This window comes from Caballeronia sp. dw_276 (assembly GCF_018449635.1).
GTDB lineage: Bacteria > Pseudomonadota > Gammaproteobacteria > Burkholderiales > Burkholderiaceae > Caballeronia.
Genome location: NZ_JAAVUV010000004.1, coordinates 320,738 through 334,796, shown reverse-complemented (window position 1 = coordinate 334,796; position 14,059 = coordinate 320,738). Strand labels below are relative to the sequence as shown.

The following is a 14,059-nucleotide window of genomic DNA, read 5'->3' as shown; positions in this document are numbered from 1 at the left end:
CTCAGCCTCCTTGCTTTTCTACCCAGACATCGTAGGAACTCGCGGGGCCATCCAGTTGCGGTTCGAAACCAATTCCATGCACGTTCGATTTCGCCGCGAGGTGATACGCCGGCGCGAACAGCGGCACGATAAACGCCTGGTCCACCGCGCGCGTCTGGATCTTGGCGAGCAACTTGCGCCGCTCTTCGCCCACAGGCAGGAGACGCGCATGATTGATATCGTTCGTGATGGTTGCGTCCGGAGTCTTGATCGCGTTGTAGAGAAAGCCCTGGTCGCCGAGCATGTCCCACAGTTCCATTGCAACGTCGGACGGGTTATCCGTGTTCGGATAGATGGTCCAGTTACCGGTCGCCTTCTGATTCGCGAAGTCGCCCGCCGTGGTGATCTTCAGGCCGAGATCGAGACCGAGGTTCTGGCGCAGCGCTGACTGCACGGCACGAATGAGAACGTCGCGGCTGTCGCGTACATACGGTTGCGGATAACCTACTTCAATGGACAGACGCTTGCCGTTTTGAGTGCGGAACCCTTCGCTGTCGCGCTGGGTCCAGCCGGCTTCGTCGAGCAGCTTGTTTGCGTCCGCGATCTTGTTGCCCCATGAACCCTTTAGGGTTGCATCGTAATCCGCGTTGTCCGGCCCGATATTCGAATACGCGCGCCGCACGGTCCCGAGATAAACGCTCTTCACAATGCCATCGAGATCGAAGCCGTCACGCAGCGCGCGGCGCACACGGACGTCGCTGGCGGGCGCGACCGTGTAGTTGATGTTGAGCGTGAACGACGTCGTCGCCGACGGCCCCGTCAGATACTGGAATCCGTCGACTTTATCGAATACGCCGATGTCCGTGGGCTGCACGCCTTCGATCAAGTCGACTTGCCCCGAGCTCAGCGCCCCGGTTCGCACAGCCGCCTCCGGCAGGAACCGATACGTCACGCGATCCAGATAAGCCGGCCCCTGATGCTGCGCGTTGCCGGGTCCCCATTGGTAATCGGGATTGCGCTCGAAGACGGCCGACTGACCGCGCTGATACGACTTGAACACAAATGGTCCCGTTCCCACGATTCCCGGACCGCCGCCGCACAGGTCCTTGTTCTCGGCCAACGCTTTCGGCGAGATGAAACCGAGCTTGACGCTCGAGAGGGATTCGAGCGTTGTCGAATCGGCTTGCTTCATGACGAGTTTGACGACCGTTGGCGACACGACCTCTGCGTGATCGAAGTGCACCAGCAACGAAGCCGATGCCGACGTCGTGCTCACATTGGCGAGGATGTAATCGAAGTTCGCCTTGACCGCTGCCGCGTTGAACGGCGTTCCATCGGTGAATTTGACGTCATCGCGGAGATTGAAGGTATAGCTCTTGCCATCGTCGGCCACGCTCCACGACTTCGCGAGCCACGGCGCGTAAGTGCCGTCGGTCTTTTTGCTGATCAGCGAATCGATGAAATTGCGGATCACCCAGAACGCATTTTGCTGCGATGAACGATGCGGGTCGAAGCATGCAGGTTCAGTCGTGACGCCCCATGTGAGCGCGCCGCCGGACACGGGCTTGGCTGAGGCTTGCGATGAAGGCGCGGTGGATTCGGATTTGCTGCAAGCACTCAGCACGATGGAAAGGCCAAGGGTCGTCGCGCCGGCAAGCGCGATAAGTCGTGCATTCATCTAACGGAATTCCTGTCTGGGGTCGGGCGAGGAGGCGCTGCTGCGGACCGGTTGGGAACCGGGTCTCACATGCTAGGACGCACAACGCGCGTCGCAAACGTAGGAATTTTTATATGGATATCAAACGCGCACGCATATGGATGCGCGTTTCTACGAAATTGGATGGGCGTAGAGCTTCATGGCATCGATGTGAAAAATCTCGCGAATCAGCGTTTCGAACGCTGAACGTGTGCAGCCATTAAAATCCCTGTAGGCAACGGGTTTTTCCAAGGCGGGCATTTGAGCGGGCTTCAACACGGTTTCATTCTGACGCGGCATTGGCGGGACACGCCCGACGGCACCGACGTCGAATTCTGGCTGGCGACGGACGAAGGTCCCCGTCATCTGCGCCTGCGCCCGCAAGAATCGGTGGCGTTCATTCCGGCAGAACAACGCGAGCGCGCTGAATTTGTATTGCAGCGCGAAAAGCGCGCGGAGTTGCGGCCGCTGGATCTGGTCGATTTCAGTCATCGGCCGGTGCTTGGGTTATATACGGCGCAATACCGGCAATTGACGGCGCTCGAACGGCGCTTGAAGCAAGGCGGCGTGGATGTGTACGAAGCCGATGTCTTTCCACCTGATCGTTACATGATGGAGCGTTTCATCACGGCGCCTGTCGCGTTCAGCGGCGAACCGCTCGCTGACGCTCAACCTTTCTCTCCGCTCGTCAACGCCGAGTTGAAACCTGCGCAGGATTATCGGCCGAAGCTCAAACTCGTATCGCTCGATATTGAAACCAGCGCGCACGCGGAGCTTTATTCGATCGCGCTCGAAGGTTGCGGCGAGCGCCAGGTCTACATGCTCGGACCGCCTAACGGCGACGCCGGCGGCATCGACTTCAAGCTCGAATACTGCAAAACGCGCGGGCAGCTTCTGGAGAAGTTGAACGACTGGCTGGAACGCTTCGATCCTGACGCAATCATCGGCTGGAACGTGATCCAGTTCGACTTGCGCGTATTGCATGAACATTCGGAACGGTACAACGTGCCGCTGCGGCTCGGGCGCGGCGGCAGCATCATGGAATGGCGGCAACACGGTCTCAAGCAGAACCATTTCTTCGCGGGCGCGGCCGGACGCTTGTTGATCGATGGCATCGAGGCGCTGCGATCGGCGACGTGGAGTTTTCCATCGTTCAGTCTGGAATACGTGGCGCAAGCGCTGCTTGGCGAAGGCAAGGCCATCGACAACCCGTATCAGCGGATGGACGAGATCCAGCGCCGCTTCGACGAAGACAAACCCGCCCTCGCCCGCTACAACCTGAAGGATTGCGAGCTCGTCACACGCATTTTCGCGGTGACAGAACTGCTTGCGTTCCTGCTCGAACGCGCGTCGGTCACGGGATTGCCCGCCGACCGCATGGGCGGTTCCGTCGCCGCGTTCACGCATTTGTATATGCCGCGGATGCATCGGCAAGGCTTCGTTGCACCCAATCTCGGCGATGTCGTCGGCGCTGCAAGCCCCGGCGGTTTCGTGATGAATTCGCGCCCGGGTCTCTACGATTCAGTGCTGGTGCTCGACTATAAAAGCCTGTATCCATCGATCATTCGCACATTTCTGATCGACCCGGTGGGTCTTGTCGATGGCATGCGTCATCCCGATGACGAGCATTCCGTACCCGGCTTTCTTGGCGCGCGGTTTTCGCGCACGCGCCATAGCTTGCCGGCGATCGTGGGCCAGGTCTGGAAGGGACGCGACGAAGCCAAACGCGAGAACAACAAGCCGCTTTCGCAAGCGTTGAAGATCATCATGAACGCGTTTTACGGCGTGCTTGGTTCTACCGGATGCCGTTTTTTCGATCCCCGGCTGGCTTCGTCGATCACCATGCGCGGCCACGAGATCATGCGGCGCACGCGCGAGTTGATCGAGGCGGAAGGCTACGAAGTGATCTACGGCGATACAGATTCCACGTTCGTGTGGCTACGGCACGCACGCAACGAGGACGAAGCGGCGCGCATCGGCGGCGCGCTCGTTGACCGCGTCAACGCGTGGTGGCAGGAAGACGTGCGCGAACGGTTTGGACTCGAGAGCGCGCTGGAATTGCAGTTCGAACGGCACTATCGGCGATTTTTCATGCCTACGATTCGCGGCGCGGAAGAAGGCAGCAAGAAGCGCTACGCAGGTTTGAGCCTTCTTGCCGATGGCAGCGAAGAGATCGTCTACAAGGGACTCGAAACCGTACGCAGCGACTGGACGCCGCTTGCCCAGCAATTCCAACGCGAACTCTATTCGCGCATCTTCAAACGCGAGCCGTACGAGGACTATGTGCGCGACTATGTACGCCGCACTTTGAGCGGTGAATTCGATGCGTTGCTGATCTACAGAAAGCGCCTGCGCCGGCCACTGGATGCCTATGAGCGCAACGTGCCGCCGCATGTGCGCGCAGCCCGTATTGCCGATGAGTTCAATCGTGAACACGGACGGCCGCTGCAATATCAACGCGGCGGCTGGATCAGTTATTTGATGACAAGTGGCGGGCCCGAGCCGCTTGAGACCTGGAGGTCAGGCATTGACTACGACCATTATTTGACGCGCCAGCTTCAGCCCATCGCCGATGCCATCCTGCCGCTTTTGCAGTCTGACTTTCAGATGCTGATTTCGGGGCAGCATGAGTTGTTTTAGATCAGGCTATGCCGCAGCTTCGGCCGGTGCCCGCTTGATGGACTTTGGCGTGTGCTTGCGCGCCTGCCAAAGATCGTAGTCAAGCTGCATACCAAGCCACAGATCGGCCCGCCCTCCGCGCTCGACACCGAGCCATTGCTCGATACGCAGAGCCATTTCAGGCGTTATGCCGCCACGCTCGTTGAGCAGGCGCGACAAAGTGACACGCGACACACCGAGTTGCTCGGCTGCTTCTGTGACTGTCAGATTCAGTGCCGGAAGCACGTCTTCCCGAAGGATCGCCGCAGGGTGCGGCGGATTGAACATGTTTGACATAGCTTTCTTCACTATGGTGACTTCAATTGTATTGCTCAAAAAAGGGGGCTTTTTATACCGGTGAACCGGACCTCATTCACTTCATAAAGCCGAACCCCACATGTACTGCCCACCAACACAACCACCGTTTCAGTGATAGTCCCGGTAGTCGACGAGGATCGCATCCTCTCCTTCAAAGGTGAATGTCAGTCTCCAGTTACCGTTCACTGTTACTGACCATACTCCAGCTTCATTACCTTTAAGGGAATGTAGCTTCCAACCAGGCTGGTTCATGTCCTGCTGAGATTTCGCTCTGTTTAATGCCGTCAGTTGACGGCTTAGGCGTTCCTTGTGTGCTGCTTGAATCCCCGCTGCCGATCCGGTTTCAAACAAGCGTTGCACACCCTTATGCTTGAAGGACTTGATCATGGTGTGCCATTCGAATTACGTCCGGCTTATTGTAACATGTATTAATACACTTAACAAGCCGTACGTAGCCGAGCTGCTCGCATAACTTATCCCCAGTTTTTGTTAGCAAGGCTGTGGACAACTTCACGGAACGCAGGCCAATGTCTTGATTTGTTTGGAACTTGGCGCCCTGCCTCCATTGCGATGCACGCAACGAGCGAGCAGCATCCAATACCCTTTGCAACGTCGCTTAGGTCACTTCCTCCGCAGCCGAGCACTCTTTGCAAACAGCACTTCAAAATGTTCTTCTATCGATGCAACCGTCGCTTCGCCAAACCGTTTCAGCAGTATGGTTCCGCGTCGAGCATGCCTTGGAAAGCCGCCCACTGACAGCCTGCTCGACCAGGAATTTCGGGTGATCATCGGCGAGGCCGAGCGTAAAAACGGGCGGCCCACCGATCGCGCGATACATATCCAGAAGCGTCATTTCATCCAGCGCCTTCGCAAGCACCCAGCAAGCCGCCGTGTCGCTGGCATTGAGCAAAAACCATAATCGTCGAGCGCCAGTTTTGACCATTGGTCACATATCGGCGGCATCGACCCCGCCGCCGTGTAAACTAGCGGACTTTTTGACTCTGGCGAAATGGTGCAAGCTCCTCAGCGCACAGCTCTCAGCGGCCCGGCGCTCATTCGCTTACTTGCGCGCCTGACGGACGTCGAATTTACCGAATCCGCGCAATCGCTTTCGGACCGACTGAGCCATTGGCTCCACTGGACCGACGCAATCGCGCTGTCGACGGCGTTGGGCGGCAACCCGGTGGCCGCCGCCAAAGGCGTGCCAACTTCGAGCGGCGCGGAAGAAAGAGAATGCGCAGCCGCGCGCGGCGCGCTGGTGAATGCCATCGTGGGCGACAGCGTGTTCGGCGCCCCGAAGAAACGGCCGGGCGCGGCGCAAGTTCACATCGAAACAACCGCAGACTATCCAGTCTTCCGTCAAGGCTATCTGACCCTGCAACAGTCGATGGAAACCGGCATCGGCAATCTGCGCGGCCGCCTGCGGGCAAAACTCGCCGCGAGGACGCCGGCCATGAAGCGGCTCGCGGAAGTCGACGCAGTCATGGAGCGCGCATTGAGCCCGCGCGAGCGGACTCTGCTCGGAACGGTGCCAGCGCTGCTGGGCCGGCATTTCGAGCGTCTGCGTCGCGCGGAGCTGGACACGCTGACCGACGACCAGACGCCCGGCGCATGGCTCGAATCGTTCCGCAAGGATGCGCAGAGCGTGCTGCTGGCCGAACTGGATCTTCGTTTTCAACCGGTCGAGGGGTTGCTTGCTGCCCTTCGCACTAGCTAACTGGGACGCTATGTCCAGAAATCTGATCAATCTCGTTGTGTTCCTGGCAGGTCTTGCCGCCGTGTGCTGGATCGGCGCGGGTTATGTCGGCACGAATCTGCTGGCGCTGGCCGTCACGCTGCTGATTGCCGCCTGCTACGTGGCGGGCGCGCTCGAACTGAAACGATATAGCGAGGCCACATCCGGCCTCACGCGCGCCATCGGTGGATTGTCTTCACCGCCTGCAAGTCTCGGCACGTGGCTCGAACAATTGCCAACCAGCCTGCGCAACCCAACTCGTTTGCGTGTCGAGGGCGAACGCGTCGCCTTGCCCGGCCCGGCCCTTGCGCCGTATCTCGTGGGACTGCTCGTGTTGCTCGGCATGCTCGGGACGCTGCTCGGCATGGTCGCGACGCTGCGAGGCACGGGCATGGCGCTCGACAGCGCGACCGACTTGCAGGCCATCCGTGCATCGCTTGCTGCGCCGGTCAAAGGGCTGGGTTTCGCCTTCGGCACATCGATCGCGGGCGTGGCGACATCGGCCATGCTCGGATTGCTTTCCGCGTTGTGCCGCCGCGAACGGATTCAGGCCGCGCACATGCTCGACGTGAAAATCGCGACGACCTTGCGCATCTACTCGCAAACGCATCAGCGCGAGGAATCCTTCAGGCTTCTGCAGCGTCAGGCGGAAGTCATGCCCACGCTGGTCGATCGCCTGCAAGCGATGATGACGACCATCGAGCAACAGAACCTCGCGTTGAACGAACGGCAGATCGCGAGCCAGGACGCGTTTCATGGAAGGACGGAAGCGACTTACACGCGGCTGGCGGCATCGGTGGAACGTTCGATGAAAGAGAGCGTCGCCGAAAGCGCCCGCGCCGCTGGCGCCGCGTTGCAGCCGGTCATGGAAGCAACCATGGCCGGTCTCGCGCACGAATCAGCGTCGTTGCACCGCAATGTCGCGGCCGCCGTGCAACGGCAACTGGATGGTTTGTCGAGCGGTTTCGAATCGACGGCCACGACTGTTTCCGATATCTGGCATCAGGCGCTCGCCGCGCATCAGCGATCCACCGAAGCACTGTCCGAACATTTGCGCGTATCGCTTGATGGTTTTACCGAGACCTTCGAGCAGCGTTCCGCGAGCCTTCTGGACGGCGTCTCCACGCGGCTTGAAAGCACCACGGCAAGCGTATCGGCGGCATGGCACGATGCGTTGTCGCAGCAGGAACGTATCGGCGAGAAACTAGCGCAGCACAACGAGCACGCGCTGAACGCGGCGGCCGCGACCTTCGAGCAGCATTCGGCGACGTTGCTGAACAAGGTCAATGAATCGCACGCGGACTTGCAGACGAAATTTGCATCGCTCGATGAAGCGCGGCTCTCCGCATGGACCGGTCAGCTTGAGTTGATGGCCGCAACGCTCAGCCGCGAATGGGAGCAGTCCGGCGCGCGCACCGCGACGCGGCAACAGGAAATCTGCGACACGCTCGCCGATACCGCACGCAATATTTCAGCGCAGACGCAGGCGCACGCGAGCGAGACCATCGGCGAGATTTCGCGGCTTGTGCAGGCTGCATCGGAAGCGCCGAAGGCCGCAGCTGAAATGATCGCCGAATTGCGCATCAAGCTCACGGACAGCATGATCCGCGATACCGCCATGCTCGAAGAACGCAGCCATCTGCTGGCAACGCTTGAAACCCTGCTCGATGCCGTGAACCACGCATCCACCGAGCAGCGCTCGGCCGTCGATGCGCTCGTCAGCACATCGGCGGATCTGCTGGATCGCGTGGGCACCCGTTTCACCGACAAGGTCGAACAGGAGACCGGCAAGCTCGCCGGGATTGCAGCGCAAGTCACCGGCGGCGCGGTCGAGGTCGCGAGCCTTGGCGAAGTGTTCGGCGTTGCCGTGCAATTGTTCGGCGATTCGAACGAGAAGCTCGTGGCCCACCTTCAGCGCATTGAAACCGCACTCGACAAATCCCTCACGCGCAGCGACGAACAGCTTGCGTATTACGTCGCTCAAGCTCGGGAAGTCGTCGACTTGAGCGTGCGGTCGCAGAAACAGATCATTGAAGACTTGCAGCAGATCGGCGGCAAGCGGACCTCTGCCGGAGCCGAAGCGGCATGAGCGAGGATATCGACGGCGGCGTGGAACCCGCAGCGCCGGTCTGGGCCGTCTTTGGCGACCTGATGTCGGTGTTGCTGGGCGCGTTCATGCTGATCCTGGTGGGCGTTATCGGCGTGCAGCTGGAGCTTTCTAGCAAACTGGAAAACGAAGTCAAACAGCATCAGGCGGAAGCGCAGCGCCGCAAGACGCTGGAACAGGCACTCGCCGGACCGCTGGCGGCGGGTCGCGTGACGCTGGTCAACGGGCGCATCGGCATCAATGGCAGCGTGTTGTTCGCACTGAATTCCGATCAGTTGCAGCCTGAAGGCCGCAAGATCCTGAAGAGCCTGGCCGGGCCGCTTACCGCCTATCTGCAGGCCAACGAGCAAATCCTGATGGTGAGCGGCTTCACCGATGACCGGCAGTTGCGCGAAGGCAATCGCCGTTTTGCGGACAACTGGGAACTCTCGGCGCAGCGCGCGCTGACGGTCACGCGTGCTTTGATCGATGAAGGCGTGCCCTCGTCTTCGTTGTTTGCGGCTGCGTTCGGCTCGCAGCAGCCGGTTGAATCGAATGCGGACGATGCCGGGCGCGCCAAGAACCGGCGAGTCGAGATTGCGCCCGTTCCGAAACCATCGGCTGCAGCGGTGAAGGCGCCATGAGCGAGATCCGCGCGACGCTCGACGCCTGGCGCGATTGCGGCGCCGACCGGTTTGATCCGGTGCGCTTTCGGGTTATCGAAGCAATGGAGCGGCGCGCGATGGCACATGACGGCGAGACGCGGCGCGTTCTCGACGCGAAGATAGCCGGGTTGGTCGATGCCTATGCCGGCGATCTTGCTGCAAAGGAAAAAACTAAAGCGTCAGATAGCGAGCCGCCAAGTGGTCCGCTGGCCGGACTCGTTGATTACATTGCAAATGCGCGCGAGCTCACCGCCTACCCCGAAATGGCAGCGCTCGAATACTTCAGGCAAACGTGGAACACGCTCAGTACCGAAAGACAATTCCGGCAATCGCTCGCACAAGTGCCCGGGAACGCGGGCCCGCTTAATTCGAGCAGCCTCGTGCATCGGTCGTTGTCGTTGATGCGCGAATTGTCGCCCGGGTATTTGCAGCAGTTTTTATCGTATGCAGACGCGCTGTCATGGCTCGAAGAATTGAACGCTGCGAGCGGCGCAGCAGGCGACAAAGACACGCCTCGTGGCCCAGCTTCCAAAAAAAGCGCTCGTGATAATCGCGGGACGGATAAACGATTAATCAAAAACAAGAAATGAAAGCATCAAGTGATTCGCTCAAGTCAATCCCATGTTGTGAAGGGGAGACATTGGAGTTGAATACCAATCCCGCTTTTTAATCGACGCAAATATGATTGCGCCCGGACGACAAAATCGTTCGTGACCAGGGCCGTCAAAACCGGCCGGCGTTTATCTAAAAACTAAACATGCGGAGACACTCGGTGAACAAAATCACTGGCGCCATTACCGGCGCATTAATCGCCATCGCGGCTCAATCTTCTTTCGCGCAAAGTTCAGTCACGCTGTACGGCATTGTCGATACCAGCGTGCGCTATCTCACCAACGCGAATGCGAACAACGACAGCCAGGTATCGATGGGCAATGGCCCGATCACCGGCAGCCGCTGGGGTTTGAAAGGTTCCGAGGATCTGGGCGGCGGCCTGTCCACGGTGTTCCGTCTCGAGAACGGTTTCAACGTCTGGAACGGGCAACTGGCGAGCCAGAACACGCTCTTTAGCCGGATGGCTTACGTCGGCCTGTCGAGCAATCAATACGGCACCCTTACGTTCGGCCGCCAGAACACGCCGCTCTTCGATCAGTTGGGCAATGTTTACGATCCGCTGACCGTGGGTAACTTCGATCAGGACGGCTGGTTGCCCGGCGCGCTTGGCTACGGCCTGCGCTCGAACAACTCCGTCAAGTACAACGGCCAGTTCGGCGGCCTGAACGTGGAAGCCATGTACGCCTTCGGCAACACCGCCGGCAGCACGGGCGCGAACAACATGTACGGGTTGACGGCGTCCTACACGTTCAGCGGCTTGTCGCTCGATGCCGGCTACCAGCAAAACAGCGATGCGCAAAACCGGAAGTTCAAGGTCGTCAACGTGAGCGCGGTCTATGCGTTCAGCACCGTCAAGGCCTACGCAGGCTGGCTGCACGCGCAAGACAACACCGGCATGGTGGACCTTTTCATGGCGGCTGCGAACTCTCCGGCGGCCAACTTCACGGGGCCGGTGGCGAATACGAACCGCATCGACGATGGCTTCTATGTCGGCACCACATGGCAGGTCACGCCACCGTTGCTGCTGACCGCAGCCGGTTACTACGATCATTCCCGCAATGCGCTGAACGGGGACGGGTCCACGCTTGGCCGCGGCGTGCGCTACTCGGGCGTGCTGCTTGCCGAGTACTCACTGTCCAAGCGTACGGAAGTTTATGGCACCGTCGATTTCATCCGTGGCACGGGCGCAGCGCAAGCGGACTTCCCCGGACGCAACAACCAGACCGGCGTCGCAATCGGTCTTCGCAACGTATTCTGATGCTCGATGCCCGGGGCTTGCGGCCGGGCGTTGAACACCGGAACGAACGGCGCGCACTCCAAAGTGCGCGCCGTTTTTTATAGGCAGTTGTTCATTCCTCGCACTGCACATTCGGTCTCGGCACGACGATGATCGCGGGGTACGTCCCACGGTCGAGTTCCACGCGCGCGACGACGGTTATCGTCGCGTTGTCGGTGTCATCGTAGACACTGACTTTTTCGTGCCGGAAGCTTGTGATTCCGGTGCACGCGGACGCGCGACCTTCGTCGGAGACACGGCAATTGATCGGGTTGTCCGCAAGATACCGATATCTGTCGCGATCGGGCATCGCGAGGTATTCACGGACGTTTTGCGGTGCGCCGCCGACGCCCGTGACATACCCGATCGCGCATTCCTGTTTGGGCGTCTGGGCCATCGCGGCGGGAATCGTGGTCACGACGAGCGCCGCGATTGTCGATGCAAGGAGGTATCTCATGGCGCGTATCGCTATAGTTGTATCGGCCTGATTTTACGACGCATATGCGATGCACGGCGCGAGGGCCTTTCCACAAGCCCGTGTGAGTGGCTGAAAATCCCGGCCGTATGATGCCGTGCCCGCTATCTTTCAAAGAACCGCAAGCGCGAGCGAAACATGGAAAATGATCCGGATTCAGCAAGAGACTGGCCGGCATATGAGAATTAGATCCTGGGGAAACAGACACGATGACTTCCACATGCATTCGCAGAGCATCGATAGAAGACGTGCCGGTGCTGACAGAGATCAGGAACGACGCCCACGAGAAAAAAGTTGCGCACGGCGATCATGCGTGGGGCAAAGAAGGCGATGGATTCACCCAGACGTGGGTGCTTAACAGTCTTTCCCGAAGAGAAGTCTATGTCGTCGAGCAGGATGGCACGCCTGCTGGAACGTTTTCACTCGATTGGGACGATGCGGAACATTGGGGGCCACGAGAACCTGACGCGGGTTATGTGCATGGCATTTGCGTCAGGAAGGGCTTCAATGGCCGTGGGCTTGGCCGCGTCTCGATCGATTGGTGCGCAAAGAAGGTAAGCGCCTTGGACCGGCGTTTTGTCCGGCTCGACTGCGACGCAAAAAACACCAAGCTATGCGCCTACTACGAGTCGGGTGGTTTCACACGGGTTGGACTCAAACCAACGCCCAATTCCGGCGACTATGTCTGGTCGCTGTACGAAAAATTGGCCTGCTGATTCGCAGCCTTGATCGCTGCAGGCTGTTGATCACTTGCCGCCAGTGACATCGAGGAACGTGCCGGTGATGAAGGAAGCCTCGGCGCCTGCCAGCCACAGGATCGCTCGCGCAACCTCTTCGGGCTGCCCCCCTCTTCCCATGGGGATCGAGTCCTTGACGCGATCCACCCGGCCCGGCTCGCCGCCGCTCGCATGCATCTCCGTGTAGATGTGTCCGGGGCGGACGCAGTTGACGCGTATTCCATCCCGCGCGACTTCTTTGGCGAAACCGATAGTGAAGGTCTCGACGGCGCCCTTCGACGCGGCATAGTCGACGTATTCATTTGGACTGCCGAGCCGCGCCGACGCCGATGAGATGTTGATCACGGAACCGCCCCGCCCATTGTGACGATACGACATCCGCTTCACCGCTTGCTGCGCGCAGAGGATAGGGCCGATCGAGTTGACCGCGAAGACGCGCTGCATGCGCTCGAATCCGAGATCTTCCAGCCGGGACTGCTGCGCGATTATTGCGGCGTTGTTCACCAGCACATCGATCCGGCCGAACTCCCGGTCGATCGCGGCGAACAATTGAGCGACCTGCTCTGGATCCGCGCTATCTGCGCGCACGGCTAAAGCCCGGCGCCCAAGCGCTTCTACATCAGCCGCCACCGCGAGAGCTGCAGATTCGTTGGAGGCGAAGCTGATCGCTACGTCGTAGCCTTGTGCAGCAGCAAGCCGCGCGGTTGCCGCGCCTACACCACGACCTCCACCTGTTATCAAAATCAGCGGCGCTTGCGAAACGGTTTCCATCTAGCGAACCTTATGAGGTGGTGGATCACAGACAGAAGCGTATCCATGCCGTGCCGCGAAGGCAAAGCAGATTAATTCCCGGTCCGGGTTAGAAAAACTCTTTCGATGGATTGCACGCCGCCATCCACGTGCGCCACCCTTACTGCCGCAGAGTAAGTAGCAAACCGCTGCCCCTACGCATGCGCGTTGACGTCCGAGTTCCAGTCAGATTCGCGCGCAAGTTCGACAAAGGCCGTCATGTAATCGATGGCGTCATCCGTTTCCCGCATGCCCAAAAAAATCTGCTTGGCGATCCTTGGGCACCGAGCCGCACCGCGCTGACCGCCACTTTGTCCGCATATTCCTCGGCCAGCCAGCGCGGCAGCGCGGCAACGCCTCGTCCGCTCGCGACCATCTGCAACATGATGTCCGTGGTTTCTATGACCTTGTGGCGCTTGGGCACGACATTCGCCGGCATCAGGAACTGGTTGTAGATATCCAGGCGGTCGATCTCGACCGGATACGTGATCAGGACTTCTTCGGTGAGTTCATCGCGAGAATAAAAGGCGCTTCCGCCAGCCGATGCTGCCGCCCCACGACCAGCACCTGCTCGGCTGGGCGGTGGAATCGTTCCGCAACACGGCCAACGGCATGGACGACGAGACGCAGATCCACACCCATATGTGCTACTCGGAGTTCAACGACATCATTGCATCGATTGCCGACATGGACGCCGATGTGATCACCATTAAAACCTCGCGCTCGAACATGGAGTTGCTCGATGCATTCGATCACTTCAACTACCCGAACGAGATCGGCCCGGGCGTGTACGACATCCACTCGCCCAACATTCCGACGCAAGAGCACATCGTGCAACTGATGAGGAAGGCGGCCGACCGCATTCCGCCGCAACGCCTGTGGGTGAATCCGGACTGCGGCCTGAAGACGCGTCAATGGGAAGAGGTCATTCCGGCGCTGACCAACATGGTCGCGGCTGCCAGGACGCTGCGCGCTTTGGTTTAAGACGCTCTCCAGGACAAGCCGGAACTATACTGGGAGCCCTGGAGGGTTC

General features: G+C 59.6%; 13 protein-coding genes and 2 pseudogenes. 8 read left to right on the top strand and 7 right to left on the bottom strand.

From position 1 onward, the window contains the following. Window position 1: 1 nt before the first annotated feature. Window positions 2-1,657: an ABC transporter substrate-binding protein gene (locus tag HB633_RS10365; protein WP_213778008.1), complete on the bottom strand. Its 1,656-nt coding sequence runs from the start codon at window positions 1,655-1,657 to the stop codon at window positions 2-4. Between the two features lie 279 nt (window positions 1,658-1,936). On the opposite strand from HB633_RS10365, the gene HB633_RS10360 reads away from it, so the two are divergent. Next, a complete protein-coding gene (locus tag HB633_RS10360; protein WP_213778007.1) occupies window positions 1,937-4,315 on the top strand; it encodes a DNA polymerase II in 2,379 nt (792 codons plus the stop codon). A 6-nt stretch (window positions 4,316-4,321) separates the two neighbouring features. Here the strand turns inward: HB633_RS10360 and HB633_RS10355 are convergent, their stop codons facing one another. The 3 genes from HB633_RS10355 to HB633_RS10345 all read right to left on the bottom strand — a co-directional run bounded on the left by HB633_RS10355 (window position 4,322) and on the right by HB633_RS10345 (window position 5,594). Next, entirely contained in the window at window positions 4,322-4,630 is a 309-nt protein-coding gene (locus HB633_RS10355) for a HigA family addiction module antitoxin (RefSeq protein WP_213778215.1), read from the bottom strand. Window positions 4,631-4,759: 129 nt separating this feature from the next. After that, on the bottom strand, window positions 4,760-5,038 hold the full coding sequence (locus tag HB633_RS10350; protein WP_213778006.1) for a type II toxin-antitoxin system RelE/ParE family toxin: 279 nt from the start codon (window positions 5,036-5,038) through the stop codon (window positions 4,760-4,762). Between the two features lie 274 nt (window positions 5,039-5,312). After that, entirely contained in the window at window positions 5,313-5,594 is a 282-nt protein-coding gene (locus tag HB633_RS10345) for a hypothetical protein (protein ID WP_213778005.1), read from the bottom strand. A 66-nt stretch (window positions 5,595-5,660) separates the two neighbouring features. Here HB633_RS10345 and HB633_RS10340 point away from each other — a divergent pair, with 66 nt between their 5' ends. The 5 genes from HB633_RS10340 to HB633_RS10320 all read left to right on the top strand — a co-directional run bounded on the left by HB633_RS10340 (window position 5,661) and on the right by HB633_RS10320 (window position 11,007). Then, window positions 5,661-6,368 carry a DUF3348 domain-containing protein gene (locus HB633_RS10340; RefSeq protein ID WP_213778004.1) on the top strand — a complete coding sequence of 236 codons (708 nt, stop codon included), beginning with the start codon at window positions 5,661-5,663 and terminating at the stop codon, window positions 6,366-6,368. 10 nt (window positions 6,369-6,378) lie between these two features. Beyond that, window positions 6,379-8,475, top strand: coding sequence for a DUF802 domain-containing protein (locus HB633_RS10335; protein WP_213778003.1), 2,097 nt, complete (start codon window positions 6,379-6,381; stop codon window positions 8,473-8,475). Beyond that, complete coding sequence (locus HB633_RS10330; protein WP_213778002.1) at window positions 8,472-9,116, top strand: OmpA family protein; 645 nt, start codon at window positions 8,472-8,474, stop codon at window positions 9,114-9,116. Before HB633_RS10335 ends, HB633_RS10330 begins: the two co-directional genes overlap by 4 nt. Further along, window positions 9,113-9,727: a DUF2894 domain-containing protein gene (locus HB633_RS10325; RefSeq protein ID WP_213778001.1), complete on the top strand. Its 615-nt coding sequence runs from the start codon at window positions 9,113-9,115 to the stop codon at window positions 9,725-9,727. Before HB633_RS10330 ends, HB633_RS10325 begins: the two co-directional genes overlap by 4 nt. A 167-nt stretch (window positions 9,728-9,894) precedes the next feature. Beyond that, complete coding sequence (locus HB633_RS10320; RefSeq protein WP_213778000.1) at window positions 9,895-11,007, top strand: porin; 1,113 nt, start codon at window positions 9,895-9,897, stop codon at window positions 11,005-11,007. Between the two features lie 91 nt (window positions 11,008-11,098). Here the strand turns inward: HB633_RS10320 and HB633_RS10315 are convergent, their stop codons facing one another. Next, window positions 11,099-11,482 (bottom strand): hypothetical protein, encoded by a 384-nt coding sequence (locus HB633_RS10315; protein ID WP_213777999.1) that lies wholly within the window; start codon window positions 11,480-11,482, stop codon window positions 11,099-11,101. Window positions 11,483-11,709: 227 nt separating this feature from the next. On the opposite strand from HB633_RS10315, the gene HB633_RS10310 reads away from it, so the two are divergent. Then, window positions 11,710-12,216, top strand: a complete 507-nt coding sequence (locus HB633_RS10310) for a GNAT family N-acetyltransferase (RefSeq protein ID WP_213777998.1) — start codon at window positions 11,710-11,712, stop codon at window positions 12,214-12,216. A 30-nt stretch (window positions 12,217-12,246) separates the two neighbouring features. On the opposite strand, the gene HB633_RS10305 is transcribed toward HB633_RS10310, so the two are convergent. Together HB633_RS10305 and HB633_RS10300 are read right to left on the bottom strand one after the other, a co-directional pair. After that, complete coding sequence (locus HB633_RS10305) at window positions 12,247-13,008, bottom strand: SDR family oxidoreductase (protein WP_213777997.1); 762 nt, start codon at window positions 13,006-13,008, stop codon at window positions 12,247-12,249. Window positions 13,009-13,181: 173 nt separating this feature from the next. Beyond that, window positions 13,182-13,599 (bottom strand): annotated as a pseudogene (locus HB633_RS10300) (LysR substrate-binding domain-containing protein); the annotation flags it as partial. Window positions 13,600-13,602: 3 nt separating this feature from the next. Between HB633_RS10300 and HB633_RS10295 the strand changes: the two are divergent. Beyond that, window positions 13,603-14,010, top strand: a pseudogene (locus HB633_RS10295) (5-methyltetrahydropteroyltriglutamate--homocysteine S-methyltransferase); the annotation flags it as partial. Between the last annotated feature and the right edge of the window lie 49 nt (window positions 14,011-14,059).